This is a genomic window from Mesorhizobium sp. M0983 (genome assembly GCF_040318975.1).
In the GTDB taxonomy this organism is placed as follows: domain Bacteria; phylum Pseudomonadota; class Alphaproteobacteria; order Rhizobiales; family Rhizobiaceae; genus Mesorhizobium.
The window spans coordinates 221,875-237,590 of sequence record NZ_JAMYNH010000003.1 but is presented as its reverse complement, the minus strand read 5'-3'; the positions used below and the strand labels follow the sequence as shown (position 1 = coordinate 237,590).

Here is a 15,716-nt window from a genome sequence, read left to right as displayed (position 1 = left end):
ACGATAATTTTGGAGATGCCCGGCGCTTGCGCCGGGCATTTCCGTTTTGACGGTATCGAGTTGATTTAAATCGGTTTAGCCGCTGCCCGATTTTGTTTGCACTGCAGCATTTTCGCGCTAATCATGTCCGGCAGTTCCCTTCCCCGTGTCCGGAGCCCTGTCCTTGGCAATCTCGAAGATCCTTGTCGCCAACCGCTCCGAAATTGCCATCCGCGTCTTCCGCGCGGCTAATGAACTCGGCCTCAAAACCGTGGCGATCTGGGCGGAGGAAGACAAATACTCCCTGCATCGCTTCAAGGCCGACGAAAGCTACCAGGTCGGGCGCGGGCCGCACCTGACCAGGGATATGGGGCCGATCGAAAGCTATCTGTCGATCGAGGAGGTTATCCGCGTCGCCAGGCTTTCGGGCGCCGATGCCATCCATCCAGGCTACGGCCTGCTGTCGGAGAGCCCGGAATTCGCCGAGGCCTGCGCCACGGCCGGCATCATCTTCATCGGGCCAAAGCCGGATACGATGCGCAGGCTGGGCAACAAGGTCGCCGCCCGCAATCTCGCAATCGAAGTCGGTGTGCCGGTAATTCCCGCCACCGATCCCTTGCCGGACGACATGGCGGCGGTGAAGGAACTCGCCAGGACGATCGGCTACCCGGTGATGCTCAAGGCGTCCTGGGGCGGCGGCGGCCGCGGCATGCGCGCCATCCGCTCCGAGGCCGATCTCGCCCGCGAGGTGATGGAAGGCAAGCGTGAGGCGAAGGCGGCTTTCGGCAAGGACGAGGTCTATCTCGAGAAGCTGATCGAGCGCGCCCGCCATGTCGAGGTGCAGGTGCTGGGCGACACGCATGGCAATGCGGTGCATCTGTTCGAGCGCGATTGTTCGATCCAGCGCCGCAACCAGAAAGTGGTCGAGCGGGCGCCGGCTCCCTATCTCGAAATGTCGCAGCGCGAGGAGCTTTGCGCCTATGCGCTGAGGATCGCGCGCGAAACCAGCTATATCGGCGCCGGCACGGTCGAGTTCCTGCAGGATGCCGATACCGGAAAATTCTATTTCATCGAGGTCAATCCGCGCATCCAGGTCGAGCACACCGTCACCGAACAAGTGACCGGCATCGACATCGTCAAAGCACAGATCCACATACTCGACGGCTTTGCCATCGGCACGGCGGAATCGGGCGTGCCGACGCAGAAGGACATCAGGCTCAACGGGCACGCGCTGCAGTGCCGCATCACCACTGAAGACCCCGAGCATAATTTCATCCCCGACTATGGCCGCATCACCGCCTATCGCGGCGCCACCGGCTTCGGCATCCGCCTTGATGGGGGCACCGCCTATTCGGGCGCGGTCATCACCCGCTTCTACGATCCATTGCTGGAAAAGGTGACGGCGTGGGCGCCGACGCCGGCCGAGACCATCGCCCGCATGAACCGGGCGTTGCGCGAATTCCGAATCCGGGGCGTGGCGACCAATCTCACCTTTCTCGAGGCGATCATCAATCACCGGAGCTTCGCCGACAATTCCTACACCACCAAGTTCATCGACACGACGCCGGAACTGTTCGCCAGCGTGAAGCGGCAGGACCGCGCGACCAAGCTGCTCAACTATCTTGCCGACGTTTCGGTCAATGGCCATCCCGAGACGCGCGGCCGGCCGCAGCCAAAAGCAGATGCGGCGCCACCGGTGGTGCCATATCTCAACGGCAATGTGCCTGACGGCAGCAAGCAGAAGCTCGACGTGCTCGGGCCGGAGAAATTCGCGGCGTGGATGCGCGAGCAAAAAGAGGTGCTGGTCACCGACACGACAATGCGCGACGGGCATCAATCCTTGCTCGCGACGCGTGTGCGCACCTATGACATCGCCGGCATCGCCGGCACCTATGCGCGCGCTCTGCCGCAGCTTTTGTCACTCGAATGCTGGGGCGGCGCAACATTCGACGTCGCCATGCGCTTCCTCACCGAAGATCCATGGGAGCGGCTGTCGCTGGTGCGCGAGGCAGCACCCAATCTTCTGCTGCAGATGCTTCTGCGTGGCGCCAACGGCGTTGGCTATACTAACTATCCCGACAATGTCGTCCAGCATTTCGTCCACCAGGCCGCTGCTGGCGGCATCGACCTGTTCCGCGTCTTCGACTGCCTGAACTGGGTCGAGAACATGCGTGTGGCCATGGATGCGGTCGGCGCCGAGGGCAAGCTGATCGAAGCGGCGATCTGCTATACCGGCGACATACTCGATCCGGCGCGGGCGAAATACGATCTGAAATACTATGTCGGCCTGGCCAGCGAATTGCAGGCGGCGGGCGCCCATATCATTGCCGTCAAGGACATGGCGGGGCTTCTAAAGCCGAGTGCTGCCCGCGTGCTGTTCAAGGCACTGCGCGAGGCGACAGACCTGCCGATCCACTTCCACACGCACGACACATCCGGCCTGTCGGCGGCCACCGTGCTGGCAGCGGTGGAGAGCGGTGTCGACGGCATCGACGCGGCGATGGATTCGCTATCTGGCAACACCTCGCAGCCATGCCTGGGTTCGATCGTCGAGGCGCTGAAGGGCACCGAGCGCGATCCGGGCCTCGACCCGCAATGGATCAGGAATATCTCGTTCTACTGGGAGGCGGTGCGCAACCAGTACGCCGCCTTCGAAAGCGACCTGAAGGGGCCAGCATCGGAGGTCTATCTGCACGAAATGCCTGGCGGGCAGTTCACCAACCTCAAGGAACAGGCGCGCTCGCTTGGGCTGGAGACGCGCTGGCACGAAGTGGCGCAGACCTATCACGACGTCAATCTGATGTTCGGCGATATCGTCAAGGTGACGCCGTCGTCCAAGGTCGTCGGCGACATGGCGCTGATGATGGTCAGCCAGGACCTGACCGTCGCCGACGTCGAGAATCCGGCGCGGGACATCGCCTTCCCGGATTCTGTGGTGTCGATGTTGCGCGGCGACCTCGGCCAGTCGCCGGGCGGCTGGCCAAAGCCATTGCAGAAGAAGGTGCTGAAGGGCGAAAAGCCGATCACGGTGCGGCCGGGTTCGCTGCTCAAGGCGGCGGACCTCACGGCCAGCCGCAGGGAGGTCGAGGAAAAGCTCGAGCGCAAGCTCAGTGAGTTCGAGTTCGCGTCGTGGCTGATGTATCCGAAGGTGTTTTCGGATTTCGCCGCCGCGCAGGAGACCTACGGGCCGGTCAGCGTGCTGCCGACGCCGACCTATTTCTACGGCATGAAGCCGGAAGACGAGATTTTCGTCGACATCGAAAAAGGCAAGACGCTGGTGGTGCGCTGCCTTGCCATGGGCGATGTCGACGAAAAGGGCATGGTCACCGTGTTCTTCGAGCTCAACGGCCAGCCGCGCCGGGTGAAGGTGCCGGACCGGGCGCATGGCGCCTCCGCTGCCAAGGCACGGCGCAAGGCGGAGCCGGGCAATGAGGCGCATGTCGGCGCGCCGATGCCTGGCGTCGTCTCGGCGCTTGTGGTCGCTGCCGGCCAGGCGGTGAAGGCCGGCGACGTGCTGCTGTCGATCGAAGCGATGAAGATGGAAACGGCGTTGCATGCCGAACGCGACGGCACCATAGCCGAGGTGCTGGTCAAGGCCGGCGACCAGATCGATGCCAAGGATCTGCTGATCGCGTTCGGGTGAAATAGGCCGGCATCAGAGAGCCTTGTCGGCGCCTGGCAGCAGCCCCTTCATGCCGCATCGATAGCACCTTGACCCGCCGCGCCCGGTCGGGCATCGAACCGCTGCAATTCGCCGCTCGGGTCCCCGTGAGTCGCGGCGAGAAACGACGCGGAGTGAAGAATATGGCCGACGACATCACCGAAACCAGCCAGACTGTTGCCGCCGGCCAGCTGCGCGCCTTCATCGAACGCATCGAGCGGCTCGAGGAAGAGAAGAAGACGATTGCCGACGACATCAAGGAAGTGTTCGCCGAGGCCAAGGGCACCGGCTTCGACACTAAGGCGATGCGGTCGATCATCCGGCTGCGCAAGAAGGACCAGGCCGAGCGGCAGGAAGAGGAGTCCATCCTCGATCTGTACAAGGCCGCGCTTGGAATGGTGTAGGCCGATAACAGCCTTGGGCGCCGGTTGCGGCGCCCCTCGACGGTTCGAACCATGAGCGAATTCGATTTTGGCGCCCGCCGCGCCTCTGAATTCCGCCAACGCAGCTTCTGGACGCTGTTCGCGGAACGGCATCCGGATGAAAGGGCTCTGCTGGCGAGGCGTGGACCGTGGTTCTGGCAGCGTGGGCTGCCCGACTTCGCATTGGTCCTTTCCATGTACGTCGCGCCTGCGCAGAATCATGTCGGCGTCTTCTTCGGCCGCAACGAGAAGTTCGGTGCCACGCAAGCCTGGTCGCGGCTGAAGCCGTTCCAGCCGGCCATCGAAGACAGGCTGAAGCTCAGGCCAGAACAAAGTTGCGACGGCCTCGGCATCAATTCGATGTGGCGGGTGAATTGTTTTGCCGAAGACAATTGGCCGGCGATGACCGACTGGCTGGTGACGGAAGCCTCGCGTTTCGAGCGCGCGATTGCCGAAGTTCTGGGTCAGGAATAAAGCAGGGTTTCCAGACGCAATCCTTGTGGAAGGGTTGCGCTGGTGAGCAGAGCGAGGGAGCCGGTGGATCGATGACGATCATGTCGCGCGTTGCCGCCTTCTTCCGCTCACGCTGGCTCGGCGGCGTGCCGCTCGATCGGCTGTTCTGGCGCGACCTGGTTGTTGTCGGCACAGCGATCAACGTCGCGTCGTCGGTGGTGGCGCTCATTCTGCTCGGGCTGAAGCTGCCGCTTGCGCTGGTTCTGGCGGTGCATTTCGCGCCGGTGCCCTACAACATCTTCCTGACTTTTGCCGTTTGGCGAACTGCCGGAAAATCAAGTGGCGCCAAGGCCTCGCTGATGACGCTTGGCGCCACGTTGTGGCTGATCCTGGTGGTCGTGGCCTGACGATCAGGCGGCCGGCTCGAATTTGAGCGCCACGCCGTTGATGCAATAGCGCAGACCGGTCGGCGGCGGGCCGTCCTCGAAGACGTGGCCGAGATGGCTGCCGCAGCGGGCGCAATGGCATTCGGCGCGGACCATGCCGTAGCTGCGGTCGACGGTGGTCTCGACCGAGCCCGGCACCGGATCGTTGAAGCTCGGCCAGCCTGTGCCGCTCTCGAATTTCAGCTTGGATTCAAACAAGGGTTGGTCGCAGCCGACGCAGGAGAAGGTGCCGGCGCGCTTCTCGTGCAGCAGGGCGCAGCTTCCCGGCCGCTCGGTGCCGTGGTTGCGCATCACCGCATATTGCTCAGGCGTCAGCCGGGCGCGCCATTCGGCGTCGGTGCGGGTAACGGGGTAGGTGTGGCTGTCCATTTTCTCCTCTTAGCTTAGGTCGCTATTTGGGTTGCCTTCCCAACTTCGCCTGAAATAGGGATTTGTTACCGCGTTTGCCCGTATTTCTATCCTGTCGCGAAGAATTCCTCAGGCGATGGCGGCGAGATAGCGCGCAACCGATGCTGAAAATGCCGCCTTTGCATCTCCGATGACGTTCTGGTTCCACCACGCGCCATAGATATGGTCGAACGCGAAAGGCTCCAGCGCGGCCTTGATGCCGAGCACTTTCGAAGCGTTGAGCGGGATGTAGTTCGGGTAGCTGTACATGAAGCTGAGATGGCGGCGAGTCGGCGTCACCTGCACGATGTCGCCGGCCAGGATGGCATTGCCGCCGTCGCGCTTCCAGTGCAGCACCTGGCCACCGGCAAAGTGGCCGCCGCAGCGGATGAGCGTCAGCGACGGGTTTATGGCGCGCGTCTCGCCTTGCCAGCTGATGATCGCCGGATGCGGCCGCATGATCCACTGACAATCATCGGCGTGCAGATAAATCGGCACGCCGCCAAACGCCTCGCTCCACTCGACCATTGCCGAATAATAATGGCAGTGCGAAATGGCGATCGCGGCGAGGCCGCCCCGGCGGTTGATCTCGGCCACCGCCTCGTCGCTGACCATCGAAATGCAGTCCCACAGCACATTGCCGTGCGGCGTTTGCGCCAGCAATGCCCGCTGGCCGATGGCGAAGCGCGGCTCGATGCCGAAGGCGAGCACGCCGGCGTCGTCTCTCATCGCGAGCCGATGGCCGGCGGCGAGCTCTTCCGGCGTGGTCCAGGCCTGGCCCTCCCAACGCACATATTGCCGCTCGTCCTCGCAGATCGGGCAATGTCGCGGCGGCGTCGCTGTCGCCGCGAACTGGACACCGCATTGCAGGCAAAGGAAACAGGTCGACCTTCCTGTTTTGCGTGGATCCATTCAGTGCTTCCTTGAAAGTTGCTTCGTCGCGGCTTCGAGGCCGGCGAGCGTCAGTGGAAACATGCGGCCGTCAAAAATATCGCGGATCATGGCAATCGAATGGGTAAAACCCCAGTTCTTCTCGGCTTCCGGGTTGAGCCATATGGCATTTGGCCATTGCTGCAGCAACCGCCCAAGCCAGACGGCGCCGGCCTCCTTGTTCCAGTGCTCGACCGAGCCGCCGGGATGGGCGATCTCGTAGGGGCTCATCGAGGCGTCGCCGACGACGATCACCTTGTAGTCGGGGCCATATTTATGCAGGAGATCGAAGGTCGGAATCACCTCGGCATGGCGGCGGCGATTGTCCTTCCACACGCCCTCGTAGAGGCAGTTGTGGAAATAGAAATATTCGAGCTGGCGGAATTCGGCGCGGGCAGCCGAAAATAGCTCCTCGACGCTCCTGATGTGGTCGTCCATCGAGCCGCCGACATCGAAGAACATCAGCAGCTTGACCGCATTGCGACGTTCGGGTTGTGTCTTAACGTCGAGATATCCGTGCTCGGCGGTGGCGTGGATGGTCCCTGGCAGGTCGAATTCCTCTTCGGCGCCTTCGCGCACCCAGCGGCGCAAGCGCTTCAGCGCGACCTTGATGTTGCGGGTGCCGAGCTCGACGGCATCGTCGAAGTTCCTGAACTCGCGTTTGTCCCAGACTTTTACCGCGCGGCGGTTGCGGCTTTCGTGCTGGCCGATGCGCACGCCTTCGGGATTGTAGCCATAGGCGCCGAAGGGCGAGGTGCCGCCGGTGCCGATCCATTTCGAACCGCCCTGATGTCGGCCCTTTTGCTCCTCCAGCCGCTTCTTCAGCCTCGCCATCAGCTTTTCGAAGCCGCCCAGCGCCTCGACCAGCTTCTTCTCCTCATCGGTCAGGTGCTTTTCGGCGAGCCTCCGCAGCCATTCCTCCGGGATGTTTGCGACATCGACCGGGTTTTCGCCAGCCCGCGCCTCGACACCTTTGAAGATGTGCGAAAAGACCTGGTCGAAGCGGTCGATGTGGCGCTCGTCCTTCACCAGAGCGGCGCGGGCGAGATAGTAAAAGCCCTCAACATCATAGTCGACCAGCCCGGCCTCCAGCCCCTCCAGCAGCGACAGATATTCGCGGAGCGAGACCGGAACCCGCGCTGCCTTCAGTTCGAGGAAGAAGGGGATGAACATCTCACGGTCTACAGCAGATCATACTCGATGAAGCCGGTCCTGCGCGCCACATGGTCGTAGAGCTTGCGTGCGGTGGTGTTGGTCTCGTGCGTCATCCAGTAGACGTTCTTGACGCCGATCTTGCCGGCTTCCTGCCTGACCGCTTCGATCAGGGCGGCGCCGACGCCCTTGCCGCGCACATCGGGGTCGGCAAACAGGTCCTGCAGATAGCAGTTGTTTATCTCCGACCAGCAGGAGCGATGGTAGAGATAGTGCGTCAGGCCGACGGCCTTGCCGTCGAGGGTGGCGATGAAGCCTTTCGGCTCGAACTCGCCCGCCGTGAACAGCCGCTTCCAGGTGACGGCGTAAACCGCTTCCGGCAACTTGGTTTCGTAGAAGGTGAGATAGGCGGTCCACAGACGCCGCCAATCGGCATGGTCGGATTGCGCCAATGGGCGGACGGTGATCTCGGTCATTTCATTTCCCTCTGAACTCGGCAACCCGAAGCTGCCTCCGTCCCTGACCAAGGGCAACGGTCCAGCGACGGGAAACCGCTGTCCGAGGGCTTTCGTCGGCTTCCGACTGACCAGCCCCTCACCCCTGCCGTCTCGCCATGAAGGCCAGGCGCTCGAACAGATGCACGTCCTGTTCGTTCTTCAGCAACGCGCCATGCAGTTTCGGCAACGCATTCTTCGGGTCGGCGCGCAGGTCCTCGGGCGCGATGTCGTCGGCGACCAGCAGGCGGATCCAGTCGAGTGCCTCGGAGGTCGACGGCTTCTTCTTCAGGCCGGGCACGTCGCGGATCTCATAGAACTGGGTCAATGCCGCTCGCACCAGTTTCTGCTTGATGCCGGGATAATGCACGTCGACGATTTTGTGCAAAGTGTCGACGTCGGGGAAGCGGATGTAGTGGAAGAAGCAGCGGCGCAGGAAGGCGTCCGGCAATTCCTTCTCGTTGTTGGAGGTGATGATGACGATCGGCCGGACGGTGGCGCGGATGGTCTCGCCGGTCTCGTAGACGAAGAACTCCATCCTATCCAATTCCTGCAACAGATCGTTGGGGAACTCGATATCGGCCTTGTCGATCTCGTCGATCAGAAGCACGACTTTCTTGCCGGCGGCAAAGGCATTCCATAATTTGCCGCGCTTGATGTAATTGCGAATGTCGTTGAAGCGCTCGTCGCCGAGCTGGCTGTCGCGCAGCCGCGAGACGGCATCGTATTCATAGAGACCCTGCTGCGCCCGCGTGGTCGATTTGACGTGCCATTCGATCAGATCCAGACCGAGCGCTGCCGCCACCTGGCGGGCAAGTTCGGTCTTGCCGGTGCCGGGCTCGCCCTTGACCAGCAACGGCCGCTCCAGCGCGATCGCCGCGTTGACCGCCACCATCAGATCCTTGTCGGCAACATAGGCTGCCGTGCCTTCGAAACGCATTTTTGCTCCCGGGTTCATCGCGCGACCCTAAGGACGCGGCCTTCGGTGTGCAAGGCGCTGCTGGCGAAGCGGGGATTTTGCCGGCGCTGACCTCGTTGAGGGGTTCTGCGTCGATTTAAGACTCGAAGCGTGTCGTCTCTCTGGCGCTGGGCCTGCCGTCTGCCTATATTGGCGGGGACGGTCTGCGCTTCCCGGCAGGAGAACATTTTCCCCGGGGCCTTAATGATCCCTAGGGAGCTGTCCCTGGGAAGACCCGTGGGTTTTCTCATACGGCGCCCACCTACTTTGTAGGTTCCCGGGATCGCTCTCTCCACCGGTTGTGTGGATCGTCACTCACATTTCAGTGGGCCATGCGGTAGGAAACGTCGCTCCCAAAACCCCGTCCAGATCCGACTTTTTCTATCCTGGCTCCATGACCTCCTCAAAAGACCTGAAAAAAAATCTTCGCAACCAAGCCCTCGGGCGCCGCGATGCGCTCGATCCGTTCTGGCGTGTGGAGGCAGCACTCGAAATGGCCGAGACGGCGCGCGACCAGATCACCGTCGAGCCGGGCCAGATCGTCTCAGGCTTCTGGCCGATGCGCTCGGAAGTCGACGTCCGGCCGCTGATGTTTGCCTTGCGCGAGAAGGGCGCGAGGCTCTGCCTGCCGGCCATTCTCGACAAGACCACCATCGTTTTTCGCGAACTGGTGCGCGGCGCGCCAATGATCGACATGGGCTTCGGCACCGTCGGGCCGCATGAGGAAGCCGAGGTACTCGATCCGCAGGTGATGCTGGTGCCGCTTGCCGCCTTCGATGCGCGCGGCCACCGCATCGGTTACGGCGCCGGCTATTACGACCGGGCGATCGCGCGGCTGGCCGACAAGGGGCAGCAGCTGCGGCTGATCGGCATTGCCTTCGACTGCCAGGAGGTGGCCCAGGTGCCGGACGAGCCGCATGACGTGATCATTCCGGAAATACTCACCGAGAGCGGGTTGCGCCTGTTCGCGCCGAAATTGTAGATAAGTTCCTGGACGCATGGTCTTTTTCGAAAGTCATGCAGCTTTTTGCTTCGCTGACCTTCGGTTCGGGATCACGCTTATATGAGACTTCTCTTCCTCGGCGACATGGTCGGCAAGACAGGACGTACGGCGGTGTGGGAACAACTGCCCGGCCTGATCTCGGATTTCAAACTCGACTTCGTCATCGTCAATGGCGAGAACGCCGCCGGCGGCTTCGGCATCACCGAGGAGATTTTTCGCGAGACGATCTCGGCCGGCGCCGATGTCGTCACCACCGGCAACCATGTCTGGGACCAACGCGATGCGCTGATTTTCGCGCCGCGCGAGGAACGCTTCCTGCGTCCGTCCAATTTCCCGAAAGGCACGCCGGGGCGCGGCTCGGGCGTCTACATCGCCAGGAACGGCGCGCGCGTGCTGGTCGCCAACATCATGGGCCGGGTGTTCATGCATCCCGAGCTCGACGATCCATTCCAGGCCGGCGAGCGCGAACTTGCCGCTTGTCCGCTTGGCGAGCAGGCCGATGCGACCGTCATCGATTTCCATGCCGAGGCGACCTCGGAAAAAATGTGCTTCGCCCATTTCGTCGACGGCCGTGCCAGCCTTGTTGTCGGCACCCACACGCATCAGCCGACCGGCGATCACCAGATCCTCAATGGCGGCACCGGTTATATTTCCGATGCCGGCATGTGCGGCGATTACGATTCCTCGCTCGGCATGGACAAGGAGGAGCCGCTCAACCGGTTTTTGTCCAAGGTGCCGAAAGGCCGTTTCGAGGCGTCGACCGGACCGGCGACATTGTGCGGCGTCGGCGTCGACATTTCCGACCGTAGCGGCCTGACTGAACGGATCGCGCCGTTTCGCCGCGGCCCGCGGCTGGAGGAAACGGCTCCATCCTTCTGGTCGTGACATTGATATGGACGCTTGCAATACCCAATTGCCGGCGAAACTGCTCTAGATCGTAGAGGGGACGACCTCCATGCAGCTAGTCGAATTCCTGGCGCCGCATTTCGCCTTTGTCTCCGACCCGACGGCATGGGTCGCGCTGCTGACGCTGATCGTGCTGGAGGTCGTGCTCGGCATCGACAATCTGATCTTCATCTCGATTTTGACCAACAAATTGCCGGTAGCGCAGCGAGCCCGCGCCCGGCGGCTCGGCATCTCCGCCGCGCTGGTGATGCGGCTGATCCTGCTGGCCACCATCTCGATCATCGTCCAGTTGACGATGCCGATATTCACCGCCTTCGGCCACGGCTTTTCATGGCGCGACCTGATCCTGATTGCCGGCGGCCTGTTCCTCGTCTGGAAGGCGACCAAGGAGATCCACCACACGGTCGATCTCGATGATCACCAGGACACGATGATGGGCGAAACACTGCAGCTGTCGCTGGCCGGCGCCATTTTCCAGATATTGCTGCTCGACCTCGTCTTCTCGATCGACTCGATCATCACCGCCGTCGGCATGACCGACGAAATCGCGATCATGTACATCGCGGTGATCGTGGCGGTGAGCGTGATGATGCTGGCGGCCGGGCCGCTGGCCGATTTCATCGCCAGGAACCCCAGCATCGTCATGCTGGCGCTAGGGTTCCTGCTGATGATCGGCATGACGCTGATCGCCGACGGCATGGGTTACCACGTGCCGAAAGGCTATATCTACGCCGCCATGGGCTTTTCGGCACTGGTCGAAGGACTCAACATGCTGGCGCGACGGCGGAAGAAGGCCAAGGGCGGCGGGCACTGAGTCCAGCGGAGCGAACCGGCAGCGCAGAGAACTAGGGCTCGGTCTCGATCGTCGCGGCCATGCAGAACCTTTGAGAGGTTGGCGGGACGGAGGGATCGCTGCGGAATGGCTTTTGGCACCCGAAGACCTTACTGCGCCGGCAAACCCTTCGGATGGCGGTCGCCGGTCAGGCCAAGCGTCAAGCCTTGCTCGAGCCACGCCTTGGCGCCGGCGAGCACCAGCGCAAAGCCGCCCGTCGAGTCGATCGCCTGCTTGATCTGCTCGTCGCCGCTACCGGCAAAGCCAAAATTGCGGACCTCGACAAAGGTCGTGCCGCCGGGCATCTCGGTAAAAGTCCACACCACCGTGGTCGGTGGATCGCTCCATTGCATGACGATCTTCTCGTTCGGCACGATCTCGCTGACCGTTACCGTCGTCGAGGCGCCATACTGCGCCATTCCCAATGGATTTCCTTGCCGCTGTCCAGCCTGTCGCTGCCGTGGAACCAGAATTTTGTCGTGATCGCCGGATCAACGATAGCTTCGAACACGTCGGCGACCGGCCGCCTTATCAGCATGCCGGCTTCGGCGGTCGGTGTTTCACGGATTTCCATAGCGTCCTCCTTTCCACGGCGCCGCCCCGGTTCACCAAGCATCGGGTTCGCGCACGAGGTGAATGATGTTGGCCGGGTTGGTGATCCAGCCGCCGCGAAAGCCTTCACCCAGTGCCTCGATGGCGTCGCAGCGCACGACGCCGGCCTTGGCGAGATGGTCCGCCGCGCCTGGAAAATCATCGGTGAACAGTTCCAGCCAGACCTCGGCCTGACTAAGCATCGGCGCCTCGTCGATCCACAGGCGATTGGGACCGAGTTCAAAGCCGATAGCGGGCGCCTTGGCCGTGAATGGCTTCAGGCCGATGACGTCGCGATAGAAGGCGATCGTTGCCTGGTATTGATGTGGCGGCACTTTCATGGCGATGTTGATGCCGCCGCTGATCTTCGCGGTCATTTGCTGGCTCCATTCCCGTGTTCAGGTTCGATTGGCCGGTTCGGTCCAGAACCCGCTATGCCAAATTGATTTGCCAGGAGACTCCGAACCTGTCGTTGAGCCATGCAAACCGGCGGCTGAAACCATAATTGTCCAGCGGCATCAGAAATTTGCCGTCCTTGGCCAGGGCCTCGACAATGCCGTTCAGCTCTGCCTCCGTGGAGCAATCCACATACAGCGAGACCGACGGCGTGAATGTGAAGGCATGGTGCACGGGGCTGTTGTAGACCATCACTTCCAGACCGCTTATGGACACGCGCGCCAGCTTGACCGTCCCTTCCGGGCCGTCTTCGCCGGAGCCGTAACGTGTGACGTCAAGGACGCTGCTGTCGGGGATCGTCTCGCAATAGAAGGTCATTGCCTCTTCGGCCTTGCCCTCGAACATCAGAAATGGCGTCACTTGCTTCATCGCAGGCCTCCGTCATCTTGGTGGTTTTTCAGATGTTGTTCTCGTTGGCCGGCTCGCCCTTCATCTCGCTGCGGTAATAGCCGTCGCGCAGATTGATGCCGTATTCGACATAGGCCTTCATGCAGGCCAGCATCTGCGACCAGCCCTCGCAATTGAGATAGGACTTCTTCAGGCCGACCGCGTCCTCGCGCCAGCCGGTCTCGGCGATGGTGACAAAGGTGCCGCCATCATCGAGCGGTTCGAAATTCATCTCGATGCGGGTCTTGTAGGCTGGCTTGCCGTCGGCATCGGAGGCGTCCCAGTGCAGCACGATGCGGCTGTCCTTGATCACTTCGTCGACCTCGACGGGGACGTTGCCCCACCAGACAACACCGGCACCAGCCACCAGCGGCGCGCTGGCGCCGCCGATCGTAGTGAAATAGCCGCTAAGCTTCTTCGGATTGACGACCGCGTCGAAGACTTCGGCGACAGGTTTGCCGATGCGGCCCGAAACCCTGAATCCAAGAGACATATCCACAGCTCCTTCCTTGAATGGCTCAACGATATGTTATAGAAACATAACATGTCAAGCCATTCGCGGGACGACAATGTTTTCAAGGCGCTGGCGCATCCGCGCCGGCGTGAGTTGCTGGACCGGCTGAAGGATGCGCCGCAGACCACCGGCATGTTGTGCGATGCCTTCCCCGACATGGACCGCTGCACGATCATGCTGCATCTGAAAGTGCTGGAGGAGGCCGACATGGTCGTGGCGCGGCGCGAGGGCCGCGAGCGTTGGAACCATCTCAACGCGCTGCCGATCAAGCACATCCACGACCGCTGGATCAGCCAATATGCCACGCACGCGATCAGCATTCTCGACCGGCTGAAGTCCGATCTGGAGGGGTGAACGGCCGCCGAAGCCTGCCTTTTCGGGTCTCAAGCCCTTGCGTGTCGTCTGCCACGGCGCGGCTGGACGAATTGAGCCGATTTATCTATAAGCCGGCCATTCCGACATAGAGCGCCGTACGTCCGTCCGGACGCAGCAGGACGTTCTGAGATTTTGAATTCGAGCACTTTGCAAGGCGCCGGGTGGTTCACCAGGCCGCGGATGCTCTAGCCGAGAAGACGACAGGGGTGCCATGGCTGGCCATTCACAGTTCAAGAACATCATGCACCGCAAGGGCCGTCAGGATGCGGTGCGATCGAAAATGTTTTCCAAGCTGGCGCGCGAAATCACCGTCGCCGCCAAGAGCGGCACGCCCGATCCATCGATGAACCCTCGCCTGCGCCTTGCGGTGCAGAACGCCAAGGCGGTGTCGATGCCGAAGGACAACATCCAGCGCGCCATCAACAAGGCGTCGATGGGCGATGCCGAGACCTACGAGGCCGTGCGCTACGAGGGTTATGGGCCGGGCGGCGTCGCGCTGATCGTCGAGGCGCTGACCGATAACCGCAACCGCTCGGCGTCGAATGTGCGCGCTGCCTTCACCAAGGCCGGCGGGGCGATGGGCGAGACCGGCTCGGTGTCGTTCATGTGGGACCGCGTCGGTGAGATCTACTATCCGGCATCGGCCGGCAGCGCCGAAAAGGTGATGGACGCGGCGATCGAGGCCGGCGCCGACGACGTCCAGTCGGACGAGGAAGGCCACACGATCTACTGCGCCTTCGAGAATCTCGGCGAGGTGTCGAAGGCGCTGGAAGGCGCGCTCGGCGAGGCTGAATCGGTGAAGCCGATCTGGAAGCCGCAGACCAATATCGCGGTTGACGAGGAGCGGGCACAATCGCTGATGAAGCTGGTCGCGACGCTTGAAGATGACGACGACGTGCAGAGCGTCTACGCCAATTTCGAGGTCGACGAGGAGACCTTGGCGAAGCTCAGCGCGGCATGACCCAACACGCGCTGCCTACAGTCCGCATCACCTATTGCACGCAGTGCCTGTGGCTGCTCAGGGCCGGCTGGATGGCGCAGGAGCTGCTGTCCACTTTCGGCACCGATCTCGGCGAAGTGACGCTGGTGCCCGGTACCGGCGGCATCTTCACCATTTCCTGCAATGACACGCTGGTCTGGGACCGCAAACGTGACGGCGGTTTTCCCGACGCCGCAAAGCTCAAGCAACTGGTTCGCGACGTCATCGATCCGGATCGCGATCTCGGCCATGCCGATCGCAAGGGTCATAAGTCGAAGGACCCTGCCTGAGGGTCTTCTTGCCCCGGCATTCACCGCCACGCGAAGATAAAGCAGCCCAGCGCCACGATGGCGGTGATGGTGCGGACATGGTTCCACATCACCCAGTCCTTGAGATAAGTGGCCCATACCGCGGCGCCGTTGGCGCTTGCCGGATCGACGGCGGCCAGGGCGTTGTTGAGCGGCACGTTGAACATCATCGTCACGATCGGGTTGCCGACGAGATAGATCAGGGCGCCGGCGAGAAGCCAGAACGCGCCCGGCTGGCTCCAGCCGATAAGAGCGCCGGCGGCAAGCACAAGACAGACCAGCCCGGTGCCGAATAGCGCGGTCATGAATGCCGGCGTAATCACGGTGATGTTGATCGAATTCATGGCGGCGATGCCGCCTCCGGCAGGCAAGCGGGCGAGCGCCGGCATGATAAAGTTGGAGAAGGCGAAGAAAACGCCGCCGACAACGCCTGAGCCAATGGCAGCGACGAAGGTGAGGGTGGGAAGCAGTTTCATGATCATG

Annotated in this window: 19 protein-coding genes, 1 other RNA gene and 1 pseudogene; 11 read left to right on the top strand and 10 right to left on the bottom strand. The window is 62.1% G+C overall.

Going from position 1 to position 15,716, the window contains the following annotated elements:
- Positions 1-163 precede the first annotated feature (163 nt).
- From pyc to NKH71_RS07675, 4 genes are all read left to right on the top strand, one after another.
- Positions 164-3,622: a pyruvate carboxylase gene (gene pyc, locus NKH71_RS07690; protein WP_352894714.1), complete on the top strand. Its 3,459-nt coding sequence runs from the start codon at positions 164-166 to the stop codon at positions 3,620-3,622.
- 161 nt (positions 3,623-3,783) lie between these two features.
- Positions 3,784-4,044 (top strand): DUF2312 domain-containing protein, encoded by a 261-nt coding sequence (locus tag NKH71_RS07685; RefSeq protein ID WP_023719653.1) that lies wholly within the window; start codon positions 3,784-3,786, stop codon positions 4,042-4,044.
- Between the two features lie 51 nt (positions 4,045-4,095).
- The gene (locus NKH71_RS07680; protein ID WP_023719652.1) at positions 4,096-4,536 is read left to right on the top strand and encodes a hypothetical protein; all 441 of its coding nucleotides are present in this window, start codon (positions 4,096-4,098) and stop codon (positions 4,534-4,536) included.
- A 71-nt stretch (positions 4,537-4,607) separates the two neighbouring features.
- The gene (locus NKH71_RS07675) at positions 4,608-4,922 is read left to right on the top strand and encodes a hypothetical protein (protein WP_023719651.1); all 315 of its coding nucleotides are present in this window, start codon (positions 4,608-4,610) and stop codon (positions 4,920-4,922) included.
- Between the two features lie 3 nt (positions 4,923-4,925).
- Here NKH71_RS07675 and msrB read toward each other — a convergent pair whose 3' ends face one another.
- The 5 genes from msrB to NKH71_RS07650 form a co-directional block, all read right to left on the bottom strand.
- Positions 4,926-5,330: a peptide-methionine (R)-S-oxide reductase MsrB gene (gene msrB, locus NKH71_RS07670; RefSeq protein WP_352494146.1), complete on the bottom strand. Its 405-nt coding sequence runs from the start codon at positions 5,328-5,330 to the stop codon at positions 4,926-4,928.
- Between the two features lie 108 nt (positions 5,331-5,438).
- Positions 5,439-6,260: an MBL fold metallo-hydrolase gene (locus tag NKH71_RS07665; protein WP_352480939.1), complete on the bottom strand. Its 822-nt coding sequence runs from the start codon at positions 6,258-6,260 to the stop codon at positions 5,439-5,441.
- Positions 6,261-7,451, bottom strand: coding sequence for a vWA domain-containing protein (locus tag NKH71_RS07660; protein ID WP_023719648.1), 1,191 nt, complete (start codon positions 7,449-7,451; stop codon positions 6,261-6,263).
- An 8-nt stretch (positions 7,452-7,459) separates the two neighbouring features.
- Complete coding sequence (locus NKH71_RS07655; RefSeq protein WP_023719647.1) at positions 7,460-7,906, bottom strand: GNAT family N-acetyltransferase; 447 nt, start codon at positions 7,904-7,906, stop codon at positions 7,460-7,462.
- A 118-nt stretch (positions 7,907-8,024) separates the two neighbouring features.
- Positions 8,025-8,864 carry an AAA family ATPase gene (locus tag NKH71_RS07650; RefSeq protein WP_023719646.1) on the bottom strand — a complete coding sequence of 280 codons (840 nt, stop codon included), beginning with the start codon at positions 8,862-8,864 and terminating at the stop codon, positions 8,025-8,027.
- 176 nt (positions 8,865-9,040) lie between these two features.
- Between NKH71_RS07650 and ssrS the strand changes: the two genes are divergently transcribed.
- From ssrS to NKH71_RS07630, 4 genes are all read left to right on the top strand, one after another.
- Positions 9,041-9,196: non-coding RNA, 6S RNA (gene ssrS, locus NKH71_RS07645), on the top strand.
- Positions 9,197-9,276: 80 nt separating this feature from the next.
- Positions 9,277-9,864 carry a 5-formyltetrahydrofolate cyclo-ligase gene (locus tag NKH71_RS07640; RefSeq protein WP_352787922.1) on the top strand — a complete coding sequence of 196 codons (588 nt, stop codon included), beginning with the start codon at positions 9,277-9,279 and terminating at the stop codon, positions 9,862-9,864.
- A gap of 81 nt (positions 9,865-9,945) precedes the next feature.
- On the top strand, positions 9,946-10,770 hold the full coding sequence (locus NKH71_RS07635; RefSeq protein WP_352787920.1) for a TIGR00282 family metallophosphoesterase: 825 nt from the start codon (positions 9,946-9,948) through the stop codon (positions 10,768-10,770).
- Between the two features lie 70 nt (positions 10,771-10,840).
- A complete protein-coding gene (locus tag NKH71_RS07630; protein ID WP_352494148.1) occupies positions 10,841-11,605 on the top strand; it encodes a TerC family protein in 765 nt (254 codons plus the stop codon).
- 128 nt (positions 11,606-11,733) lie between these two features.
- Here the strand turns inward: NKH71_RS07630 and NKH71_RS07625 are convergent.
- The 4 genes and pseudogenes from NKH71_RS07625 to NKH71_RS07610 form a co-directional block, all read right to left on the bottom strand.
- Positions 11,734-12,197 (bottom strand): annotated as a pseudogene (locus tag NKH71_RS07625) (SRPBCC family protein).
- A gap of 31 nt (positions 12,198-12,228) precedes the next feature.
- Complete coding sequence (locus NKH71_RS07620) at positions 12,229-12,591, bottom strand: hypothetical protein (protein WP_352640128.1); 363 nt, start codon at positions 12,589-12,591, stop codon at positions 12,229-12,231.
- Positions 12,592-12,646: 55 nt separating this feature from the next.
- Positions 12,647-13,039 carry a VOC family protein gene (locus NKH71_RS07615; protein ID WP_352640129.1) on the bottom strand — a complete coding sequence of 131 codons (393 nt, stop codon included), beginning with the start codon at positions 13,037-13,039 and terminating at the stop codon, positions 12,647-12,649.
- Positions 13,040-13,067: 28 nt separating this feature from the next.
- The gene (locus NKH71_RS07610; RefSeq protein ID WP_352787918.1) at positions 13,068-13,550 is read right to left on the bottom strand and encodes an SRPBCC domain-containing protein; all 483 of its coding nucleotides are present in this window, start codon (positions 13,548-13,550) and stop codon (positions 13,068-13,070) included.
- A 51-nt stretch (positions 13,551-13,601) separates the two neighbouring features.
- Here NKH71_RS07610 and NKH71_RS07605 point away from each other — a divergent pair, with 51 nt between their 5' ends.
- From NKH71_RS07605 to NKH71_RS07595, 3 genes are all read left to right on the top strand, one after another.
- Positions 13,602-13,925 carry an ArsR/SmtB family transcription factor gene (locus tag NKH71_RS07605; protein ID WP_023719639.1) on the top strand — a complete coding sequence of 108 codons (324 nt, stop codon included), beginning with the start codon at positions 13,602-13,604 and terminating at the stop codon, positions 13,923-13,925.
- Between the two features lie 232 nt (positions 13,926-14,157).
- Positions 14,158-14,907 (top strand): YebC/PmpR family DNA-binding transcriptional regulator, encoded by a 750-nt coding sequence (locus NKH71_RS07600; RefSeq protein WP_023678028.1) that lies wholly within the window; start codon positions 14,158-14,160, stop codon positions 14,905-14,907.
- Complete coding sequence (locus tag NKH71_RS07595; protein WP_023719638.1) at positions 14,904-15,215, top strand: Rdx family protein; 312 nt, start codon at positions 14,904-14,906, stop codon at positions 15,213-15,215. The genes NKH71_RS07600 and NKH71_RS07595 overlap by 4 nt, the downstream gene beginning before the upstream one ends.
- 20 nt (positions 15,216-15,235) lie before the next feature.
- On the opposite strand, the gene NKH71_RS07590 is transcribed toward NKH71_RS07595, so the two are convergent.
- Entirely contained in the window at positions 15,236-15,715 is a 480-nt protein-coding gene (locus NKH71_RS07590) for an anthrone oxygenase family protein (RefSeq protein ID WP_352480934.1), read from the bottom strand.
- Position 15,716 lies beyond the last annotated feature (1 nt).

Coding starts and splice junctions, on each gene's coding strand:
- NKH71_RS07685 (WP_023719653.1), top strand. CDS start 3,784: ATGGCCGACGACATCACCGAAACCAGCCAGACTGTTGCCGCCGGCCAG.
- NKH71_RS07680 (WP_023719652.1), top strand. CDS start 4,096: ATGAGCGAATTCGATTTTGGCGCCCGCCGCGCCTCTGAATTCCGCCAA.
- NKH71_RS07675 (WP_023719651.1), top strand. CDS start 4,608: ATGACGATCATGTCGCGCGTTGCCGCCTTCTTCCGCTCACGCTGGCTC.
- msrB (WP_352494146.1), bottom strand. CDS start 5,330: ATGGACAGCCACACCTACCCCGTTACCCGCACCGACGCCGAATGGCGC.
- NKH71_RS07665 (WP_352480939.1), bottom strand. CDS start 6,260: ATGGATCCACGCAAAACAGGAAGGTCGACCTGTTTCCTTTGCCTGCAA.
- NKH71_RS07660 (WP_023719648.1), bottom strand. CDS start 7,451: ATGTTCATCCCCTTCTTCCTCGAACTGAAGGCAGCGCGGGTTCCGGTC.
- NKH71_RS07655 (WP_023719647.1), bottom strand. CDS start 7,906: ATGACCGAGATCACCGTCCGCCCATTGGCGCAATCCGACCATGCCGAT.
- NKH71_RS07650 (WP_023719646.1), bottom strand. CDS start 8,864: ATGCGTTTCGAAGGCACGGCAGCCTATGTTGCCGACAAGGATCTGATG.
- NKH71_RS07640 (WP_352787922.1), top strand. CDS start 9,277: ATGACCTCCTCAAAAGACCTGAAAAAAAATCTTCGCAACCAAGCCCTC.
- NKH71_RS07635 (WP_352787920.1), top strand. CDS start 9,946: ATGAGACTTCTCTTCCTCGGCGACATGGTCGGCAAGACAGGACGTACG.
- NKH71_RS07630 (WP_352494148.1), top strand. CDS start 10,841: ATGCAGCTAGTCGAATTCCTGGCGCCGCATTTCGCCTTTGTCTCCGAC.
- NKH71_RS07620 (WP_352640128.1), bottom strand. CDS start 12,591: ATGACCGCGAAGATCAGCGGCGGCATCAACATCGCCATGAAAGTGCCG.
- NKH71_RS07615 (WP_352640129.1), bottom strand. CDS start 13,039: ATGAAGCAAGTGACGCCATTTCTGATGTTCGAGGGCAAGGCCGAAGAG.
- NKH71_RS07610 (WP_352787918.1), bottom strand. CDS start 13,550: ATGTCTCTTGGATTCAGGGTTTCGGGCCGCATCGGCAAACCTGTCGCC.
- NKH71_RS07605 (WP_023719639.1), top strand. CDS start 13,602: ATGTCAAGCCATTCGCGGGACGACAATGTTTTCAAGGCGCTGGCGCAT.
- NKH71_RS07600 (WP_023678028.1), top strand. CDS start 14,158: ATGGCTGGCCATTCACAGTTCAAGAACATCATGCACCGCAAGGGCCGT.
- NKH71_RS07595 (WP_023719638.1), top strand. CDS start 14,904: ATGACCCAACACGCGCTGCCTACAGTCCGCATCACCTATTGCACGCAG.
- NKH71_RS07590 (WP_352480934.1), bottom strand. CDS start 15,715: ATGATCATGAAACTGCTTCCCACCCTCACCTTCGTCGCTGCCATTGGC.